We start from the raw sequence: 17987 nt of genomic DNA, 5'->3' as shown, positions 1-17987 counted from the left end.
AGCCGCGGAGACCGCGCCGACGCCCAGAAGCCTGCGCGTGCCGCTCACACGGTTCCCTTCGCCGCCCGGCGGCGCCGCACGACGACCGCCGCGACGAGGGCGATGAGCAGCGCACCGGCTCCGGCCAGCGGTCCCCCAGCGGGGACGGGCTGCGCGGCCGTGCCCCCTCCGCCGGTGTGGATGCCACCGATGGGCATGTCGGCGAGCGTGGCGGAGTCGGTGACCGCCTGCGCGATCAGGGTGCCGGCGGCGTCGTCGAGGACGAAGAGGGTCGAAACGCTCCCCGCGGGGAGGTCCACGGTCGAGGACGCCGTCTCGTCGGCACCCGACAGTTCGAGGGCCCACGATCCGGCGGAGACCTCGGCATAGTCCGTCGCCGACCCGGTGGGAACGGATCGGGCGATCGCGCGCCCCTGCGCGGTGTCGACGTCGACGACGGGTTCGACGGTGGAGGCCTGGACCACCCGCACGCGCGCATCGCCCGCCGCGGGCGCGGATAGGTCGTCGGTGAAGACGGCGGTCTTCAGGTCGGCATTGCGTCCATAGGCTGCGACGGTGACGGGCACGCCTTGCGAAACGTCGACGGATTGCCGCACGACGGGTTCGGCGTCGTCGGCGGCATCGGAGGGCACCATGGCGACGACGTAGGTCCCCTCCGCGAGCGGGATGTACGGGCTCACTGCGCCGTAGGCGACGTCGTCGAGCTGGTAGACGACGGCGCCGCCGGCCAGGGCCGTGAGCTGCACGTCGACCGACTTGGTGTCGGGCGAGAGGTGGGCCACGCGCGCCCACCCGCTGGGGGCGGTGGAAACCGCCATCGCGGCAGGTGCGGTGGCGACCCCCAGGGCCAGGGGCAGTGCGGCGGCCGCGGCCAACGCGAGGGCGCGCAGGCCGCGCCGGGGCGTGCGGCTCGAGGAACGGGAGGTGTCGATGGTGCGGGTCATGGCGGATCCTTTCATCGGGGGGTCAGGGGATGAGGCGGTGAGGGAGCGTTTTCACGCGGGCGGACGGGCAAGCAGGCCGGTCGGTTCGTCGGGGGAGAAGGTCACGACCACCCCGGCGTCGCTGCGTTCGACCGAGACCGGGCGCAGCTGGCCCGCGAGAGACTCGTAGAACCGCACCACCGCGTCGGAGCCGGGTGCCGTGCCACGTGCGTCCTGTCCCGCGAACGAGCTGATGACGAGTCGACGGTGGACTCCGGAGGGATCCCCCTCCAGCTGCCCGATGTCGGCGAGGTCGATGCGGCCGGTCGAGGAAAGCTGACCGAGCGTGAGCAGGATGCGTCCATCGACGACTCCGGAGGTGAGCAGGTCCTGCGCCGCACCGGGGACGCCGACGTCGGGGTTGCGCAGCAGCTGCTGCCCTGCGATGGAGCGTGCGGCATACAGTCCGTCGTCGGCGGCCTGCGCGAGGGCGGCCTGATCGCGGTCGACGAGGCGCACGTCGACCTGCTGCGCACCCTCGCCGAACGAGGCGACGACGACGCTGTTCTCGATGGCCTGACGGACGGTCGGGAACTCGGTGGGGAAGGTCCGCATCGAGTCCGTGGTGATCACGTAGTCGTAGTCTCGCCAGCCGTCGGGCGCGAGCTCCTGCACATCGGTGTCGGTGTCGGCCTTGTAGTACCAGACCACGTTCTCGCGGGCGAACCCGGCGTCGACGAGGTCGACCCACATCGCGTCGTCGACGAGCATGCGCGCATCTCCCGACGCGTTCTGCGTCATCCACGATTCGGCGTCGCGCAGCGGGCGGTCGAGGTCGGCGAGCAGGAACCCGCGCAGCTGGGTGGCCCACAGCGGCCCGGCCGCGACGAGTGCTACGACCAGTCCCGAGGCGAGGGTCGCGCCACCGATCCGCCGCAGGGCGGTACGGGAGCGGAGCTGCTCGAGTGCGATCTGCCCCATCCCTGCCACCACGATCGCGGCGAAGGGGAGCAGCATGATCACGTACGGCACCGGAAGGTAGCCCCCGCGGAACATGAAGGCCGTCAGGGCGAGCAACACGACGGCCCAGGGGCGCAGGCGCCGCACGATGAGCCCTCCGACCGCGACGACGAGCGCGGTGACGATGAGGACCGCGTCGAGCTGCCACCAGAGTCCGACCGTGCGGGAGAACAGGCTGTTTGGGTCGAACAGCGACCCGCTGCCCTCGCGCGACGCCAGCTGGAAGGCGAGGCCGTCCCACAGGCTCACGCGGCCCGTTGCCGGCATGACCTCGCCCTTCACCACCGCGAACGCGACGTAGACCAGGCCCATGAGGGCGAAGACCGCCGTCGCCACCGAGAGCGTGTAGCGCCTCGTGGTGCGGTCGGCTCCGCGCCACATCAGCCAGGCCACCAGCGGCAGCGCGAGCAGGTAGGTCTCCTTCGTCAGCACGGCTACCCCGAGAGCGGCGGCAGCGCCGATGTACCCGATGAGCTGAGCGCGCCTGCTCATGGCGAGCAGGAGGGCGGCGAGCAGCCACGCGGTCGCGATGTTGTCGAGGTAGACCTGGCGGTGGAACTGCACGGCGAGGGGCGACAGGAGGAAGATCGCCACGGAGACGGATGCCGTCAGGCGGGCGAATCCGATGCGACGTACGAGGTACCAGAGCAGGACGGCCGCGATCGCGGTGGCCACGAGCATCGCCTCTCGGGCGGCGATCACGGCGACGTCGTAGCGCCCCCAACCGTCGGTGAGCCCCACCCACGCGGCGATCTGGATCCAGCCGAGGGGCGGGTGGTCGTACCAGTAGGTGTAGTGGGTCAGCTCTCCGAGGTTGCCGATGCTCCACGCCTGCGCGGTGTAGGTGCCCTCGTCGTCGATGCGTTGCGGCGACCCGCCGAGGTTCAGCGCGTTGACGAGAAGGCCGATCAGCAGAGGGGGAAGCAGCCAGGCGGCGTCGAGCAGCCGCCGGCTTCGGGTGCGGGGCGGTGCGTCGATGCTCTGCGCGGCGCTCGCCGCAGCGGGCCGATCGATCGTGGAGGTCATCGGTTCGCCTCCGTCGTCGCGCTGACGAGTTCGCGGGCCTCCGGCGCCGGGTTCACGGCATCCCGGTGCGCACCGGTGTGCTCGGTCTTCTCCCAACTCCCGTCACCGCGCAGCTGTCGGACGACCGAACGCACGGCCGCGGCGGCGAGGAACACCTGGTAGGGCACGAGGCCGAGCACGAGCCGCACATAATCGCGGACCCGGACCTTCTTGCCGTACACGCGTCCGAACTCCGTCAGTCCCGCGGCTTCCGCGACGAGCGTGAGGACGGTGGGTACGAGCGGGAGGAAGGTGAGGAGCGCGACGGCGGTGGGGACCTTGACGAGCAGGATGAAGGCGATCGAGATCGGAATGAGCAGACCCGTCGCAGCCTGCAGGAACGGCATGTTCAGCAGGTATCGCGCGTACATGCGCTGGCGAAGCGTCGGCAGCGCCTTCCACTCGCCCTTGCCGAGCACCTGCAGGAAGCCCTGGTTCCACCGGGTCCGCTGCTTGTAGAGGGACTTCAGTGTCGGGGGCGTCTCTTCGCGGGTGACGTACTCGGGGTTGTACGCGACGACGACCTTCGCGCCGTCGCTGGAGAGGCGTACGCCCAGCTCGCAGTCCTCGGCCAGGCACTCCTCGTCCCAGCCCTTCGACCAGGTGAGACGGTCACGGGTGACGAAGACGGTGTTGCCGCCGAGGGGGATGAACTTGGAGCGCGCGTGGAAGTGCAGGCGCGAACGGAACCAGAAGTAGTACTCGAGCACGTTGCGCAGCGACCACCAGCTCGTCTCGAAGTTCATCAGCTGCACGCCGCCCTGCACGACGTCGGCGTCGGTCTCCTGGAACTTCGAGTCGACGACGGTGAGGAGCCCCGGATGCACCTCGTCCTCGGCGTCGAAGACGCCGACCACGTCGCCCGTGGCGATCTGCAGGGCCCTGTTCAGCGCCTTGGGCTTGTTCTTGGGCACGCTGTCGTCGACGACGACCGTGATGAGGTCGGGATGCCGAGCGGCGGCCTGTCGTACGACGAGTTCCGTGCCGGGGTCGTCGTGTCCGACGATCGCGATGATCTCGAAGTTCGGGTGGTCCTGCTGGGCGAGGCGGTCGAGCGTCTGACCCATGACCTCCTCCTCGTGGCGCCCGGGGACCAGGAGGGTGAAGCGGTGTCGAGACGGCCGCGGTGCGGAGCTGAACTGCGTGGCTCGCAGGTCGTCCGCGGAGCGCCAGGCGTGCAGCATCCACCACAGCGTCGTCGTCGCGACGACGGTGAGCGCCAGTGCCAGCACGATGATGCCGCTGTAACCGAGCCATTCACCGATCGACCAGTCGGGGAGGAAGCTCCCGGTGACGGAGGAGCCCGGCTGGGCGGGGACGGGGACGTCGACGGGCTGTTGACCGGGAGCGGGGGCGACGGGGGTGAGCAGGGGCCCCGGAGTGGGGTCGGGTGCGGTCTGCGCGAAAGGGGGCATGAGAGTGCCGAGGGGAAACATCAGGGGACCTCCGGCGTCCGGGGGACGATTCGGGGATGGGAGGGGACACAGTCGGCGAGGGGGGAGTCGAGCCGACGACGGAGTGATGCCGGTGCCGGTCCCGCGAGGCAGATCATCCGGCCGTACGCGTTATGCGCGGCGAGGTGGGGGGATGGTTTGGATCGGTCAGGTCATTGCCAGGTTGGCCCCGACTCGGGCGGGTCGGTCGGACAGTGGATGCCGACGTCCCCTGCTCGCCGTTCCCGTCGCCGCCCCGTGCGCCAGACTGGGCCCATGAGCGAGAGCGTCGTCGAGGTCGAGAACCTGCGCAAGACCTACCGAGGGGGACTCGAGGCGCTGCGGGGCGTGTCGTTCGACATCCGCCGCGGTGAGACGTTCGCGCTGCTCGGACCCAACGGGGCGGGCAAGAGCACCGTCATCGAGATCCTCGAGGGCTACCGCGATCGTACGAGCGGCGAGGTGCGCGTGCTCGGCGTCGACCCGCACCGCGGCGGGCTGGACTGGAAGGCCCGGCTCGGCATCGTGCTGCAGAACACCGGTGAAGCGCCGACCGCGAGCGTGCGCGAGATGCTCGCGCACTTCGCCTCGTTCTATCCGCGCCCGCGCGACGTCGACGAGGTGATCGCGTCGGTGGGACTCGCCGAGAAGGCCAAGGTCTCGGTGCGCAAGCTGTCGGGCGGGCAGCGTCGCCGCGTCGACGTGGCGCTCGGCATCATCGGCCGCCCCGAGCTGCTCTTCCTCGACGAGCCCACGACCGGGTTCGACCCCGAGGTGCGGCGGCAGTTCTGGGACCTCATCCGCGACCTGCAGCGCCAGGGCACCACGATCCTGCTGACCACCCACTACCTCGACGAGGCGGCCGAACTGGCGGAGCGCGCCGCGATCATCGTCGGCGGGCAGATGGCATCCGTCGGCCGTATCGACGAGCTCGGCGGACCCGACGCGCGCGTGCCCGTCGTGCGCTGGCGCGAAGGCGGGGAGACGCGCGAGGAACGCACGCAGGACCCGGGGGCGGCCGTCGCGTCGCTGTACGCCCGCCTCGGTGAACCGGAGCGGCTCGAGGTCGTGCGCCCGAGCCTCGAAGACGTCTACCTCTCGTTCCTCGGCGACGAGGCCCGTCGCACCACCGCCGCGGGAGGCGTGGCGTGAGCCGCGTGCTGCGGCTGGGCGCCGCGCGCGTCGCGTTCGAGGTGCGCGCGTACTTCCGTCAGGGCGACTCGGTGTTCTTCACGTTCCTGTTCCCGGTGATGATCCTGCTGATCTTCTCCGTCGCCTTCGACGCGCAGACGTTCGGCCCGCCCGGAGACGAGGTGGATGCCGCGCAGTTCTACCTCCCCGCGATGCTCGCCGCGGGCGTTCTGCTGTCGGGCTTGCAGAACATGTCGATCGACATCGCGATGGAGCGCAGCGACGGCACCCTCAAGCGCCTGGGCGGCACTCCGCTGAGCCCCGTGTCGTACTTCATCGGCAAACTCGGCCAGGTGCTGGTGACGGGTTTCCTGCAGTCGGTGCTGCTCATCGTGGTGGCAGCGGTGTTCTTCGGCGTGCCTCTGCCGACCGATCCGGAGCATTGGCTGACCTTCGCGTGGGTGTTCCTGCTCGGGGTCACCACGTGCGCGATCCTCGGTATCGGCCTGTCGGCGCTCCCGCGCACCGGCCGCAGCGCCACCGGCGTCGTCATCCCGATCGTGCTGCTGCTGCAGTTCATCTCGGGCGTCTACATCAACTTCGCCGCCCTCCCCGAGTGGCTGCAGAACGTGGCGAGCGTCTTCCCGCTGAAGTGGCTGGCGCAGGGGTTCCGTTCGGTGTTCCTGCCCGAGAGCTTCGCCGCAGCCGAGCCGTCGGGCTCGTGGGATCACCCGCTCATCCTGCTGGTGACCCTGATCTGGCTGGTGGTCGGGCTCGCCCTGGTGCGCGTGACGTTCCGGTGGATCCGCAAGGACGCGTGAGTCGCTGCGCGAGCGTGCTGCGCGCTGCGCGAGGGAGTGCGGCTGCGCGCGTGTGCGCGCTGCGCGAGCGCGTGAGTCGCCGAGATGTGTCGCTTACGGGGCATCCGAAGCGACGAATCCCGGCGACTCACGCGGAGGAGGGATGCCACGGCCCCGGTGTCGGAGGGGAGCGTTAGCGTTGGAGGATGGTCGGTTATCGCTACCTCGGAAACAGTGGATTCAAGATTTCGGAGATCACCCTCGGCAACTGGGTGACCCACGGCTCGCAGGTCGGTGACGACGCGGCGGTCAAGACGGTGCATGCGGCGCTCGACGCGGGCATCACGACGTTCGACACCGCCGACACGTACGCCAACACGGCGGCCGAGACGGTGCTCGGGAAGGCGCTCGAGGGTCAGCGGCGCGAATCGCTCGAGATCTTCACGAAGGTGTACTTCCCCACCGGTCCGATGGGGCCGAACGACACCGGTCTCAGCCGCAAGCACATCATGGACTCCATCAATGGGTCGCTGAAGCGCCTCGGCACCGACTACGTCGATCTCTACCAGGCGCACCGCTTCGACTACGAGACCCCGCTCGAAGAGACGTTCCAGGCGTTCGCCGACGTCGTCCGCCAGGGCAAGGCCCTCTACATCGGCGTCTCGGAGTGGACCGCCGAGCAGCTGCGCGAGGGGCACGCGCTGGCGAAACAGCTCGGCATCCAGCTCATCTCGAACCAGCCGCAGTACTCGATGCTCTGGCGTGTGATCGAGGGCAAGGTCGTTCCGACCAGCGAAGAGCTGGGCATCTCGCAGATCGTGTGGTCGCCCATGGCGCAGGGCGTGCTGAGCGGCAAGTACCTGCCCGGCCAGCCGGTGCCCGAGGGCTCGCGCGCGACCGACGAGAAGAGCGGCGCGAACTTCATCAAGCGGTTCCTGAACGACGACACCCTCGAGGCCGTGCAGCGCCTCAAGCCCATCGCCGACGGGGCCGGGCTCTCCATGCCGCAGCTCGCGATCGCGTGGGTGCTGCAGAACCCCAACATCGCCGCGGCGCTCGTGGGGGCCTCGCGTCCCGAGCAGCTCGCCGACACCGTGAAGGCGTCGGGCGTGACCCTGGATGCCGACACCCTCACCGCCATCGACGAGGCGCTGGGTGGCGCGGTGTTCTCCGACCCCGAGAACACCTACGAGGTGTCGCCGAAGCAGCGACTGGTCTGACGACGGCGAGGGAGCGGGTCGGGCGTTAGCGTCCGGCCCGCTCTCGTGTGCGGGGCGGCCTCGGGCGCCCGGGCGGCGCTGGGCAGCGCCTCAGGAGGCGCTCAGGAGAGAGCAGGGATCGCGTCGTACCCTGTGCGAATGTCCTTTTCCGCTCACCGGCCCGGTCGCTTCGGCTCCGACGGCCGCATCGAGTTCACGACGGACGAGGAACGCGAGCAGTATCTCGACGACATCCTCGCCGCGCAGAACGCGGCGAAACCCGACGCCGCGACACCCGACCACACCTCCGAACCGTGGGGTGCCCCTCCCGCCGACGAGCCGCGCGACCCCTTCGCCGACGACGAGACCCTCCGCCTCGACCGCGATTTCGCGGCATCCGGCCCCGACGACGACACCCTGCGATTCGACCGCGATCCGGCGGCATCCGCTCCCGACGACGAGACCCTCCGCCTGGACCGCGACCCCGTCGAGGTCGCGCCGGCGACTCCCGCACCGCAGCCCGAGGCCGCTCCGAGCCCCATGGCATCCGACCCCCGGCCGACCCGCCTGCGGCGCCACGACCCCCGCCGCCCGAGTCTGTCGCTGATCCGGCGCATGGCCGTGCTCGGCGGCGCCGACAACGACGTGCTCGACGAGGTGCCCGAAGAGGTCCCCCGTTTCGTGCAGATGTTCCTCGTGCTCGCGGGCACGGCCCTCGTCTCGGCGCTGTCGATGATGTTCGCGCTGATGACCGGCGTGCGCGTCAGCATCCTGCTCGCGATCCCCCTCGCGATCGTGTGGGGCCTCATCATCTTCAACCTCGACCGCTTCCTCACCTCGACGATGCGTTCGACCAAGAACATCTTCCGGCTGCTCGGTCTCGCCCTTCCGCGCGTGATCATGGCCGCGCTGATCGGCATCGTGGTGGCGGAACCCCTCGTGCTGCAGGTGTTCCAGAACGACATCGTGCGCGAGGTCAACTCGACCAACGTCACCCAGGCGCTGACGGACCAGGATGCGGTGACCGGCGGTCCCGAGAAGCAGGCGCTCGACGCCGCGACCGCGCAGGTGTCGGCGCTCGAGAACCAGGCGGCGACGGGCATCGTCACCGGCACGTCGTCGACCTCCGCCGAATCGGCCGCCGCCCAGCAGACCGTCGACCAGCTCACGCAGCAGCTCACGGCGCAGCAGGGCGTGATCGACCAGGCGCGGGCGGTGTACCAGTGCGAGCTGACCGGCCAGGGCGCCGGAACCGTGCCGGGCTGCACCGGCGTCGCCGGCGACGGCGCGAGCTCCGACGCGGCGCAGGCCCAGCTCGGCCAGGCGCAGTCGGCCTACGACTCCCTGTCGACGCAGCTCGCGCAGGCGCAGTCCACCCTCGCGGCCGCCAACGCCGCGGGCACCGAGGCTGCGGCATCCACCACCGAATCCAACAAGCAGCAGGCGGAGGATCAGCTCCCCGCCGCCCGCACCCAGTACGAGGCGGCGCTGGCCGCGTACAACGCGCGCTCCGAATCGGTCGCCGACGGCAACGCGGGGGCGGTGGGACTGCTGAGCCAGATCACGGCGCTCGAACGACTGTCGGACCGTGAGCCGGTGCTCCGCTGGGCGCACTATCTGATCGCCGCGCTGTTCTTCATGATCGAGCTGCTGCCGGTGCTCGTGAAGGTGCTGACCGGCTTCGGCGGTCCGTCGTTGTACGAGAAGGCCGAGAAGATGCGCGGCCAGATCGCCCTCGACCGGGTGTCGGCCCGCACCTATCGCAAGCGCGCCGACATCATCGCCGACGAGGCGAACCGGGTCCCGGCGACGGTGTCCTGATGGTCGCCTGGAGCGCGGGGCTGCTGCTGTACCGCCTCACCCCCGCGCCCCAGGTGCTCATCGCGCACATGGGCGGACCGTTCTGGGCGAAGAAGGACGAGGGCGCCTGGTCGATCCCCAAGGGCGAGTTCGACCCGGACTCCGAGGGAGCCCTGGATGCCGCGCAGCGCGAGTTCCGCGAGGAGCTCGGCGTCGAACCGCCCGACGTCGACTGGGCCGAGCTCGGCACCTTCGCGTACTCGAGTGGCAAGAAGGTCGTGGTGTTCGTGGGCGACGGGGCCGGGTTCACGGCATCCGGTTTCTCGTACGGCACCTTCGAGATGGAGTGGCCGCCGCGCTCCGGTCGCACCGCGTCGTTCCCCGAGGTCGACCGCGCGGAGTGGGCCGACCTCGACACCGCGCGCGCCGCGCTCGTGAAGGGCCAGCGTCCCGCGATCGACGCGCTCGCCGCCGCGCTCGAGGCACTGCCCGGCTCCTGACGCCCTCTCTGCGTGGGGGTCGGTCGAGTGTCCGCGACGCGCCGTGCGGCTGCCTCGAGCGCGGCGTGTCGTGGACACCCCACGGGTTAAGACCCCGCGCGGGCGCGCGAGCTGTTGAGCGTCCAGGACACGCCGCGCGGCTGCCCCGCCCGCGGCGTGTCGTGGACACTCGACGGGGTATGGGGCTGAGGCCGCGGATCAGGCGCGCCCTGAGGTAGCCCCGTGCGGAGCGCGCCCGGCCAGGCCGTTGAGCGTCCAGGACACGCCGCGCGGCTGCCCCGCCCACGGCGTGTCGTGGACACTCGACGCAGGTTCCGGCCCCGGGGTCGACCGTGGCGCCACCCGGACACTCACGATCGGGAAGGCGACCGATGCCGCGGCGCGGCGTCGTGCGAACGACGACACCGCACCGCAACGGATCACGGGCGCAGCAGCACCTTGCCCACGCGGGGCGAGTCGCTCGTGGTGACGGCGTCGACGATGTCGTCGAGGCCGAAGGTGGCGGCCACGGGGAGGGTCACGGTGCCGTCGGCGAGGTAGCGCGACAGTTCACCGAAGAGGGCGCCGCGGGTGTCGGCATCCATCGTCTTGCTGACGACACTGCCCCAGAAACCCTTCACGGTGGCCTGACGGAAGATGAGGTCGCCGGCGCCGAGCTCGAGCTTGCCCGCGCCCATCGAGCCGAAGATCACGAGCGTGCCGTTCTCGCTCAGCAGCGACAGCACGTGACCTGCGGCGGGACCCCCGACCGAGTCGACGCCCGCGACGATCCTCGCGCCGTCGGCGAGGGCGAGGGCCTTGTCGCTCCAGTCGTCGGCGTCGGTCGACACGACATTGTCGATGCCCTGCTCGGCGAGTTCGGCGACGGCGCTCTCGCGACGCACCAGACCGATCACGTGGATGCCACGGGCCTTCGCGATCTGCGCGACCATGCGCCCCACCGCGCCGTTGGCGGTGTTCTGGACGATCCAGTCACCGGGCTCCAGGTCGAGCGAGTGCAGCAGGCTGATCGCGCTGAAGGGCATGGCGACCAGCTGTGCGGCCATCTCGTCGGACAGGGCATCGGACACGGGGATGAGTCCCGCGGCGGGGGCGATGACGTACTCCGCCCACACGCCGAAGGTGCCGCCGGTCGCGACGCGCTGGCCGACTTCGAGCGAGACGCCCTCGCCGACGGCGTCCACGACCCCGGCGGCCTCGGTGCCGGCACGTGCGGGAAGCTCGGGCTTGAAGCCGTAGGTGCCGCGGATGGTCCACAGGTCGTGGTTGTGGATGGGTGACAGCAGCACGCGCAGGCGCACCTCGCCGGGGCCGGGGGTCGGGGTCTCGACCTCTTCGACGCCGAGGACGTCGGCCGGTTCGGCGAACTCGTGGTGGATGACTGCGCGCATGGATTGCCTCCTGTGGTTATTTTGTAACGACCGGTCTAATATAGACCTCGAGCCTCGGAATGCAACCGAGAGGCCCGAGCCGGCCGAGGGGTCCGGGACTCGCGTGGTCCCGGTGGCTTCGACAGGCTCAGCCACCTGCGCCGAGAGGCGTCGGTGGCTTCGACAAGCCCAGCCACCCGCGCCGAGGGGCCCCTGGGCTCGTCGAAGGGTCCGGCGACACCGACGGGCTCAGACACCCAAGGAGGGCGAGATCATGGGCAGGATGCCGAGCTTCGACCGCTCCGTCGTCGTCGACGCCGCGCGCGACGTCTTCTGGCAGCGCGGCTATGCCGAGGCGGGAATCGCCGAGCTCGAAGAGGCGACCGGCCTCACGCGCTCGAGCATCTACAACGCCTTCGGCAGCAAGCGAGGCCTGTTCGACGCGGTGCTGGCCGCCTACCTCGACGATGTCGTGCGCACGCGGCTGCGTCCGCTGGGCGGGGGAGACCCCGGCGCGCTCGAGGCGTACGTCGACGAGATGCGCACCGCGATCGCCGAAGACGCCCCGCGTGCGCGGCTGGGGTGTCTGCTGCTCAACGCCGGGGCGTCGCCGCTGGCCAGCGATGACGCCGAGGTGCGCGCGCTCGTCTCGGGCTACACCGCCGAGATGCGCTCCGCCATCCGCGCCGCCGTCACCGACCGCCGGCCCGACCTCGCCCCGGATGCCGTCGACGCCCTCGCCGCGGTCTGCGCCTCGCTCGTGGTAGCCGGCCTCACCCTCGCCCGCGCCGATCGCGACGCGTCGCTGGCCACCTTGGCATCCATCCCCTCGACCCTGACGTCGTGGGGGAGCCGCTGACCGCCGTCCGTCCGGGGCTGAGGGGTCCGGCATCCGACGTCCTGGGGCGAGCCGCTGCCCGGTCGCTCAGCGATCGGCGACGAGCGGGCGCCGACGCACCCCGACCGTCGCGGCGGTGATCAACGCGGCGGCGATCAGCGCCCACCACACGGCGCCGCGCGCGTCGACGGTGTCGCCGCTGAGGATCGGAACGGATGCCAGCGGCGAGGCGCGCACGACGGCGTCGGGGAGCCCCAGCAACGGGCCGAAGAGACCCGCGACGGCGGCGAGCCCCACGAGGCCCCAGCCGATCGCGATCGAGGCTCGCGGCACGACGACTACGGCGACGGCGGCGACCAGGGTGATCACGAGCGCCGCCAGGGCCTGACCCGCGGCGCTCACCGCTGCCGCGCGCAAAAGGGAGGTGTCGCCACCGTCGGTGGTGGCGACACCGAGCGCCGCCCCGGTGACCGCGGCGCCGAGGGTTCCCACGATCCCCGCGAGCGCCACGCACACCGCCGCCGCCAGCCAGCGCACCCGGCTCACCCCCGCGGCGCGGACCGGTTCGGCCAGACCCGCCGCCTCGTCCTGACGAAGGCGCACCACGGCCTGCACGCCGGCGCACGCGGCGAGGATCCCGGCGAGGGTGAAGAAGACCTCGACCGCTCCCTGCGCGAGAGACCCCTGCGCGGCGAGACTCTGCAGCAGCGTCTGCACGGAGGGGATCGAGTCGCCGATCTGCGAGATCACCGCCGACAGTCGCGTCGACAGCAGCCCGACGAGCAGCCCCGCCACGACCCACCCGATGACGGCGCCGCGGCTCTCCCTCCACGCCAGCCCGATCGGCCCCGAGAGCAGCCGCCCGGCCGTCGCCGGTCCCCGCGGGGCGGGCAGGAGCGAGGCGCCGAGGTCGCGCGATCGGTGCAGCACGACCGCGACGCCGACGGCGACGATCGCGAGGGCGGCCGACAGCAGCAGGGGCCGCGCGTCGTCGGCGTCGAACGCGCGCACGTTCTCGGCCCACCCGAAGGGCGACGCCCACGCCAACGGGGCGCTCTGCATGCGTTGCAGATCGGCGCTCGGCGTGCCGAGGGCGTTGCCCACGCCGCAGGCGAGGTAGCTCAGCAGCACGGCCCATACCCCGATGCTGTTCGCCGCGCGCGCGGTGCGCGCGATCTCGGCCGCGACGAACGCGACGGCGAGGAAGGCGACACCCGTCAGCCCCGCCGAGGCGCCCAGCAACGCACTCCCCGTCGCCGCGAAGCCGAGGCCGACGAAGGTGAGGGCCGCGAGGACGGCGAGCACGAGATTCGCCAGGATGCCGTGCGCCACGGTCGCGGTGAGGGCGGCGGATCGTCCGGCCGGCGTCGCGGCCACGAGTTCGGCGCGGCCCGCCTCCTCGTCGCCGCGGGTGTGACGGACGGCGAGGAAGGTGCTCATGAGGGCGGCGAGCAGGGCGAGGAACGGTGTGATGAGGAACGCGGCGAACGCCCCCTCGTCGCTACCCGACGGCAATCCGCGGAAGAGCAGGATGACGGGATTGGCGATGGCGGTCGCCAGCAGCGCCTCCCGATCGGTCGGCGTGGCGAACTGTCCGCGGACCCCCGCGACCGTGGCGGCACCGAGGGCGACGGTGCCGAGGATCCAGATGGCCAGCTGCACGGCATCCCGTCGCAGGCGCACCCGCAGGAGCGGGCCGAGGCCGTTCATCGTCGGTCGTCCTCGACGCGCTCGCCGTAGTGGCGGAGGAACAGCTCCTCGAGCGACGCCGGCTCGACGCGCAGACCCGTGACGCGGGCTGTCCCCAGGGCGGGGAGCACGGATGCCACCTCCGCGGTGTCCACGGTGAAGCGCACGCGTCCGTCGCGCCGCTCGATGTCGTGCGCGGCCGGGAGCGAGAGCTCGGCGCCGGTGTCGGCGAAGGAGATCTGCGTGCGGGTGAGGTGGCGGAGATCGTCGAGGGTGCCGGTCTCGACGACCTTGCCCGCGCGGATGATGCTCACCCGGTCGCACACCTGCTCGACCTCCGAGAGGATGTGGCTCGACAGCAGCACGGTCGTGCCGTGCTCGCGGACGCGATGCAGTTCGCGCTGGAACACGACCTCCATGAGCGGGTCGAGACCGCTCGTGGGCTCGTCGAGCACGAGCAGGGCGGCGGGGCAGGCGAAGGCTGCGACCAGCGCGACCTTCTGCCGATTGCCCTTCGAGTAGGAGCGACCCTTCTTGCGCGGGTCGAGGTCGAACGCGTCGAGCAGGCGTGCACGTTCGCGCTGGAACGCCGTCGTCTCGCCGAAGCCGCGCAGCCGGGCGAGCAGGTCGATCGCCTCACCGCCCGAAAGGTTCGGCCACAGGCTCACATCTCCCGGCACGTACGCGAGGCGGCGATGCAGGCGCGGGGCATCGCGCCAGGGGTCGGCGCCGAGCACCTCCACCTCGCCCGCGTCGGCCCGCGCAAGGCCGAGCAGGATGCGCAGGGTCGTCGACTTGCCCGCGCCGTTCGGCCCGAGGAAGCCGTGGACCTGGCCGATGCCCACCTCGAGGTCGAGATCGTCCAATGCCACTGTGCGGCCGTAGGTCTTTCGCAGGCCCGCGGTGCGGATCGCCCCACTCATGTCGCGGACGATACGCCGACCGAACGGCCGCTTCAAGGGGAAGCAATGTATACGGACGGGGGATGCCCCCTGGTTCCTCCCGTTGCTGAGGGAGCGTAATGTATACACGACGAGGAGGTGGGCGGTGCGAGCAGGAGAACGGGCGTACGCGACCCTCCTCGACGAGATCCAGACGGGCACCCTGGCACCCGGGACCGTCCTCGGCGAGGTCGAGCAGGCGACGCGCCTCGGGGTCAGCCGCACGCCGCTGCGCGAGGCCCTGCGTCGATTGGCATCCGACGGTCTCGTCGCCCAGGCGTCGGCGCGGGTGACGGTCGTCGCCGGCATCGACGCCGACGACATCCGTGAGCTGTTCGCATTGCGCCGAGCTCTCGAGAGCGAAGCGGCGCGATCTGTCGCCCACCGCGGCGATCGGCGGGTGTTCACCGCCCTCGCCCGCGAGTTCGCGGCGGTCGACCTCGCGGATGCCGACGCGTACTACGCCCTCATCGCCCGCTTCGACGACGCCATCGACGTGGCGGTCGAGAACCGCTACCTCCTCGCGGCACTCCGCAGCGTCCGCACCCACCTCGTGCGGGTGCGTCGCATGGCCCGCTTCAACCCCCTTCGCCTCTCCGCCTCTGCGGGGGAGCATGAACTGATCGCGCGAGCGATCGGCGCCGGCGACCCCGAACTCGCCGTCCACGCCACCCACGTGCATCTGCACAACGCCCTCACCACCATCCTCGAAGCCCTCACGGAGGACCCCTCATGACGATCACCCACCACGTGCGCGTGCACCGCAGCGACGAGAACCTCGCCCGTGAGGGCCAGCTCGCCTGGGCCCTCGCCCGGGTCGCGGTCGACCCGGTGGACGTCGACGACGACGTGGTCGACATGATCATCAACCGCCTCATCGACAACGCCGCCGTCGCCGCGGCCTCGATCTCGCGGCCGCCGGTCAGTGCGGCGCGTCAGCAGGCCCTCGACCACGCCGTGTCGATCGGCGGCCCCGGCGCCACCGTCTTCGGCTGCCTGCTCGAGCGGCGCACGAGCCCGGAGTGGGCGGCCTGGGCCAACGGCGTCGCCGTGCGCGAGCTCGACTACCACGACACCTTCCTCGCGGCCGATTACTCGCACCCGGGCGACAACATCCCGCCCGTGCTCGCGGTCGCGCAGCACACCGGGCGTGACGGCGCCGCATTGGTGCGGGCGCTGGCCACGGCGTACGAGATCCAGATCGACCTCGTGCGGGCGATCTCGCTGCACAAGCACAAGATCGACCACGTCGCCCACCTGGGCCCCGCGGCCGCCGCGGGCATCGGCACCCTGCTCGACCTCGACCAGGAGACGATCTACCAGGCCATCGGCCAGGCCCTCCACACGACCACCGCGACGCGGCAGTCGCGCAAGGGCGAGATCTCGACCTGGAAGGCGCACGCCCCCGCCTTCGCCGGCAAGATGGCCATCGAGGCCGTCGACCGTGCGATGCGCGGCGAGACCAGCCCGTCGCCGATCTACGAGGGCGAAGACGGTGTCATCGCGTGGATGCTCGACGGCCCCGACGCGTCGTACGACGTCCCGCTGCCCGCCGAGGGCGAGAGCAAGCGCGGCATCCTCGACTCGTACACGAAGGAGCACTCGGCCGAGTATCAGGCGCAGGCGTGGATCGACCTCGCCCGCCGCCTCGGTACGGAGCGCCCGGATCTCCGCGACCCCGCGAACGTGGCATCCATCGTCCTGTACACCAGCCACCACACGCACTACGTGATCGGTTCGGGGGCGAACGACCCGCAGAAGTACGACCCCACCGCCTCGCGCGAGACGCTCGACCACTCGATCCCGTACATCTTCGCCGTCGCCCTGCAGGACGGCGCGTGGCACCACGCCGACTCGTATGCGCCCGAGCGCGCGGGCCGCACCGACACCCTCGCGCTGTGGCACAAGATCACGACGGCGGAGGATGCCGAGTGGACGCGCCGCTACCACTCGGAGGACCCCGACGAGAAGGCGTTCGGCGGCCGCGTGGTCATCACGCTGACCGACGGCACGACGGTCGAAGACGAGATCGCCGTCGCCGACGCCCACCCGCTGGGCGCTCGTCCGTTCGCCCGCGAGGACTACGTGCGCAAGTTCCGCCTGCTGGCCGAGCCGGTGCTGCAGCCCGAGGAGATCGAGCGCTTCCTCGAGCTCGTGCAGCGTCTGCCCGAGCTGACGCCCGCCGAGGTGATGCAGCTCTCGATCGTCGCCAAGCCCGGCGTGCTCGCCCTCGCTCCCGCACCCAAGGGGCTGTTCTGATGCGCGGGGGCGGGTGCGCTCCCGAGAAGCCGGAGCCGCCGGTGCGCGAGATCCACTCGATGAAGCGAGGCCGCTGATGCTGTACGCCCAGACCACGCCGCAGCAGAAGCGTCGCGCGCTGCGCGAGAGGCTGGCATCCGGAGATCTCGTGCGCATGCCCGGGGCGTTCAACCCCCTGTCGGCCCGGCTCATCGAGCGGAAGGGCTTCGACGGCGTCTACATCTCGGGCGCCGTGATCTCGGCCGACCTGGGCCTGCCCGACATCGGCCTGACGACCCTCACCGAGGTCGCCGGTCGCGGGCAGCAGATCGCGCGCATGACGGAGCTGCCGGCGATCATCGACGCCGACACCGGATTCGGCGAGCCGATGAACGTCGCGCGCACGATCCAGACGCTCGAAGACGCGGGGCTCGCCGGCACCCACATCGAAGACCAGGTCAACCCGAAGCGCTGCGGGCACCTCGACGGCAAGAGCGTGGTGGATGCCGACACCGCGATCAAGCGCATCCGCGCGGCCGTCGACGCCCGACGGGATCCGGACTTCCTCATCATGGCGCGCACTGACGTGCGCGCGGTGGAGGGGATGGACGCCGCGATCGACCGCGCGAAGGCCCTGGTCGACGCGGGCGCCGACGCGATCTTCCCCGAGGCGATGCGCGATCTCGGCGAATTCGAGGCGATGCGCGCGGCGCTGGACGTGCCGATCCTGGCGAACATGACCGAGTTCGGGAAGAGCGAGCTGTTCTCGACGCGGCAGTTGCAGGATGCCGGGGTGAACCTCGTCATCTGGCCGGTCTCGCTGCTGCGGCTCGCCATGGGCGCCGCCGGCCGTGGCCTCGACGCCCTGGCATCCGAGGGTCATCTGCGCGAGCAGCTCGGCGAGATGCAGCACCGCGCCGACCTGTACGACCTCATCGACTACGAGGGCTACACGCGCTTCGACGCCGACGTGTTCGACTTCACCGTCGAGCGCTGAGCGGGCGCCCTCACGCTCGTCCTGTCGACGTTGCGCTCCTCGT

At 71.1% G+C, this 17987-nt stretch carries 15 protein-coding genes; 9 read left to right on the top strand and 6 right to left on the bottom strand.

Features of this window, described 5'->3' with window-relative positions; genetic code table 11:
- Positions 1-44: 44 nt before the first annotated feature.
- Genes QRO03_RS11615 through QRO03_RS11605 form a run of 3 tightly spaced genes read right to left on the bottom strand, consistent with a single transcriptional unit; the run spans position 45 to position 4423 of the window.
- On the bottom strand, positions 45-944 hold the full coding sequence (locus QRO03_RS11615; RefSeq protein ID WP_285137655.1) for a DUF4397 domain-containing protein: 900 nt from the start codon (positions 942-944) through the stop codon (positions 45-47).
- Between the two features lie 51 nt (positions 945-995).
- A complete protein-coding gene (locus tag QRO03_RS11610) occupies positions 996-2969 on the bottom strand; it encodes an ArnT family glycosyltransferase (RefSeq protein ID WP_285137654.1) in 1974 nt (657 codons plus the stop codon).
- Positions 2966-4423, bottom strand: a complete 1458-nt coding sequence (locus QRO03_RS11605; protein ID WP_285137653.1) for a glycosyltransferase family 2 protein — start codon at positions 4421-4423, stop codon at positions 2966-2968. The genes QRO03_RS11610 and QRO03_RS11605 overlap by 4 nt, the downstream gene beginning before the upstream one ends.
- Positions 4424-4717: 294 nt before the next feature.
- Between QRO03_RS11605 and QRO03_RS11600 the strand changes: the two genes are divergently transcribed.
- From QRO03_RS11600 to QRO03_RS11580, 5 genes are all read left to right on the top strand, one after another.
- Positions 4718-5593, top strand: coding sequence for an ABC transporter ATP-binding protein (locus QRO03_RS11600; protein ID WP_285137652.1), 876 nt, complete (start codon positions 4718-4720; stop codon positions 5591-5593).
- Positions 5590-6393: an ABC transporter permease gene (locus QRO03_RS11595; RefSeq protein WP_285137651.1), complete on the top strand. Its 804-nt coding sequence runs from the start codon at positions 5590-5592 to the stop codon at positions 6391-6393. Before QRO03_RS11600 ends, QRO03_RS11595 begins: the two co-directional genes overlap by 4 nt.
- A gap of 185 nt (positions 6394-6578) precedes the next feature.
- Positions 6579-7592 (top strand): aldo/keto reductase family protein, encoded by a 1014-nt coding sequence (locus QRO03_RS11590; RefSeq protein ID WP_285137650.1) that lies wholly within the window; start codon positions 6579-6581, stop codon positions 7590-7592.
- 138 nt (positions 7593-7730) lie between these two features.
- Complete coding sequence (locus QRO03_RS11585) at positions 7731-9392, top strand: DUF4407 domain-containing protein (RefSeq protein ID WP_285137649.1); 1662 nt, start codon at positions 7731-7733, stop codon at positions 9390-9392.
- Positions 9392-9871 carry an NUDIX hydrolase gene (locus tag QRO03_RS11580; RefSeq protein ID WP_285137648.1) on the top strand — a complete coding sequence of 160 codons (480 nt, stop codon included), beginning with the start codon at positions 9392-9394 and terminating at the stop codon, positions 9869-9871. The genes QRO03_RS11585 and QRO03_RS11580 overlap by 1 nt, the downstream gene beginning before the upstream one ends.
- Positions 9872-10290: 419 nt before the next feature.
- On the opposite strand, the gene QRO03_RS11575 is transcribed toward QRO03_RS11580, so the two are convergent.
- Positions 10291-11262 carry a zinc-binding dehydrogenase gene (locus QRO03_RS11575; RefSeq protein WP_285137647.1) on the bottom strand — a complete coding sequence of 324 codons (972 nt, stop codon included), beginning with the start codon at positions 11260-11262 and terminating at the stop codon, positions 10291-10293.
- Between the two features lie 253 nt (positions 11263-11515).
- Here QRO03_RS11575 and QRO03_RS11570 point away from each other — a divergent pair, with 253 nt between their 5' ends.
- On the top strand, positions 11516-12100 hold the full coding sequence (locus tag QRO03_RS11570) for a TetR/AcrR family transcriptional regulator (protein ID WP_285137646.1): 585 nt from the start codon (positions 11516-11518) through the stop codon (positions 12098-12100).
- Between the two features lie 66 nt (positions 12101-12166).
- On the opposite strand, the gene QRO03_RS11565 is transcribed toward QRO03_RS11570, so the two are convergent.
- Together QRO03_RS11565 and QRO03_RS11560 are read right to left on the bottom strand one after the other, a co-directional pair.
- The gene (locus tag QRO03_RS11565) at positions 12167-13789 is read right to left on the bottom strand and encodes an ABC transporter permease (protein WP_285137645.1); all 1623 of its coding nucleotides are present in this window, start codon (positions 13787-13789) and stop codon (positions 12167-12169) included.
- Entirely contained in the window at positions 13786-14691 is a 906-nt protein-coding gene (locus QRO03_RS11560; protein ID WP_285137644.1) for an ABC transporter ATP-binding protein, read from the bottom strand. The genes QRO03_RS11565 and QRO03_RS11560 overlap by 4 nt, the downstream gene beginning before the upstream one ends.
- 124 nt (positions 14692-14815) lie before the next feature.
- Here QRO03_RS11560 and QRO03_RS11555 point away from each other — a divergent pair, with 124 nt between their 5' ends.
- From QRO03_RS11555 to prpB, 3 genes are all read left to right on the top strand, one after another.
- Positions 14816-15445: a GntR family transcriptional regulator gene (locus tag QRO03_RS11555; RefSeq protein WP_285137643.1), complete on the top strand. Its 630-nt coding sequence runs from the start codon at positions 14816-14818 to the stop codon at positions 15443-15445.
- Positions 15442-16968: an MmgE/PrpD family protein gene (locus QRO03_RS11550; RefSeq protein ID WP_285137642.1), complete on the top strand. Its 1527-nt coding sequence runs from the start codon at positions 15442-15444 to the stop codon at positions 16966-16968. The genes QRO03_RS11555 and QRO03_RS11550 overlap by 4 nt, the downstream gene beginning before the upstream one ends.
- A gap of 76 nt (positions 16969-17044) precedes the next feature.
- Positions 17045-17944, top strand: coding sequence for a methylisocitrate lyase (gene prpB, locus QRO03_RS11545; RefSeq protein ID WP_285137641.1), 900 nt, complete (start codon positions 17045-17047; stop codon positions 17942-17944).
- Positions 17945-17987 lie beyond the last annotated feature (43 nt).

The organism is Microbacterium sp. lyk4-40-TSB-66 (assembly GCF_030209475.1).
Classification (GTDB): Bacteria; Actinomycetota; Actinomycetes; order Actinomycetales; family Microbacteriaceae; genus Microbacterium.
The sequence above is the reverse complement of the archived record's forward strand: the minus strand, read 5'-3'. Positions and strand labels throughout refer to the sequence as shown.

Excerpts from the sequence above, each read along its gene's own strand:
- QRO03_RS11615 (WP_285137655.1), bottom strand. The coding sequence starts at position 944 with ATGACCCGCACCATCGACACCTCCCGTTCCTCGAGCCGCACGCCCCGG.
- QRO03_RS11610 (WP_285137654.1), bottom strand. The coding sequence starts at position 2,969 with ATGACCTCCACGATCGATCGGCCCGCTGCGGCGAGCGCCGCGCAGAGC.
- QRO03_RS11605 (WP_285137653.1), bottom strand. The coding sequence starts at position 4,423 with ATGCCCCCTTTCGCGCAGACCGCACCCGACCCCACTCCGGGGCCCCTG.
- QRO03_RS11600 (WP_285137652.1), top strand. The coding sequence starts at position 4,718 with ATGAGCGAGAGCGTCGTCGAGGTCGAGAACCTGCGCAAGACCTACCGA.
- QRO03_RS11590 (WP_285137650.1), top strand. The coding sequence starts at position 6,579 with ATGGTCGGTTATCGCTACCTCGGAAACAGTGGATTCAAGATTTCGGAG.
- QRO03_RS11585 (WP_285137649.1), top strand. The coding sequence starts at position 7,731 with ATGTCCTTTTCCGCTCACCGGCCCGGTCGCTTCGGCTCCGACGGCCGC.
- QRO03_RS11580 (WP_285137648.1), top strand. The coding sequence starts at position 9,392 with ATGGTCGCCTGGAGCGCGGGGCTGCTGCTGTACCGCCTCACCCCCGCG.
- QRO03_RS11575 (WP_285137647.1), bottom strand. The coding sequence starts at position 11,262 with ATGCGCGCAGTCATCCACCACGAGTTCGCCGAACCGGCCGACGTCCTC.
- QRO03_RS11570 (WP_285137646.1), top strand. The coding sequence starts at position 11,516 with ATGGGCAGGATGCCGAGCTTCGACCGCTCCGTCGTCGTCGACGCCGCG.
- QRO03_RS11565 (WP_285137645.1), bottom strand. The coding sequence starts at position 13,789 with ATGAACGGCCTCGGCCCGCTCCTGCGGGTGCGCCTGCGACGGGATGCC.
- QRO03_RS11560 (WP_285137644.1), bottom strand. The coding sequence starts at position 14,691 with ATGAGTGGGGCGATCCGCACCGCGGGCCTGCGAAAGACCTACGGCCGC.
- QRO03_RS11550 (WP_285137642.1), top strand. The coding sequence starts at position 15,442 with ATGACGATCACCCACCACGTGCGCGTGCACCGCAGCGACGAGAACCTC.
- prpB (WP_285137641.1), top strand. The coding sequence starts at position 17,045 with ATGCTGTACGCCCAGACCACGCCGCAGCAGAAGCGTCGCGCGCTGCGC.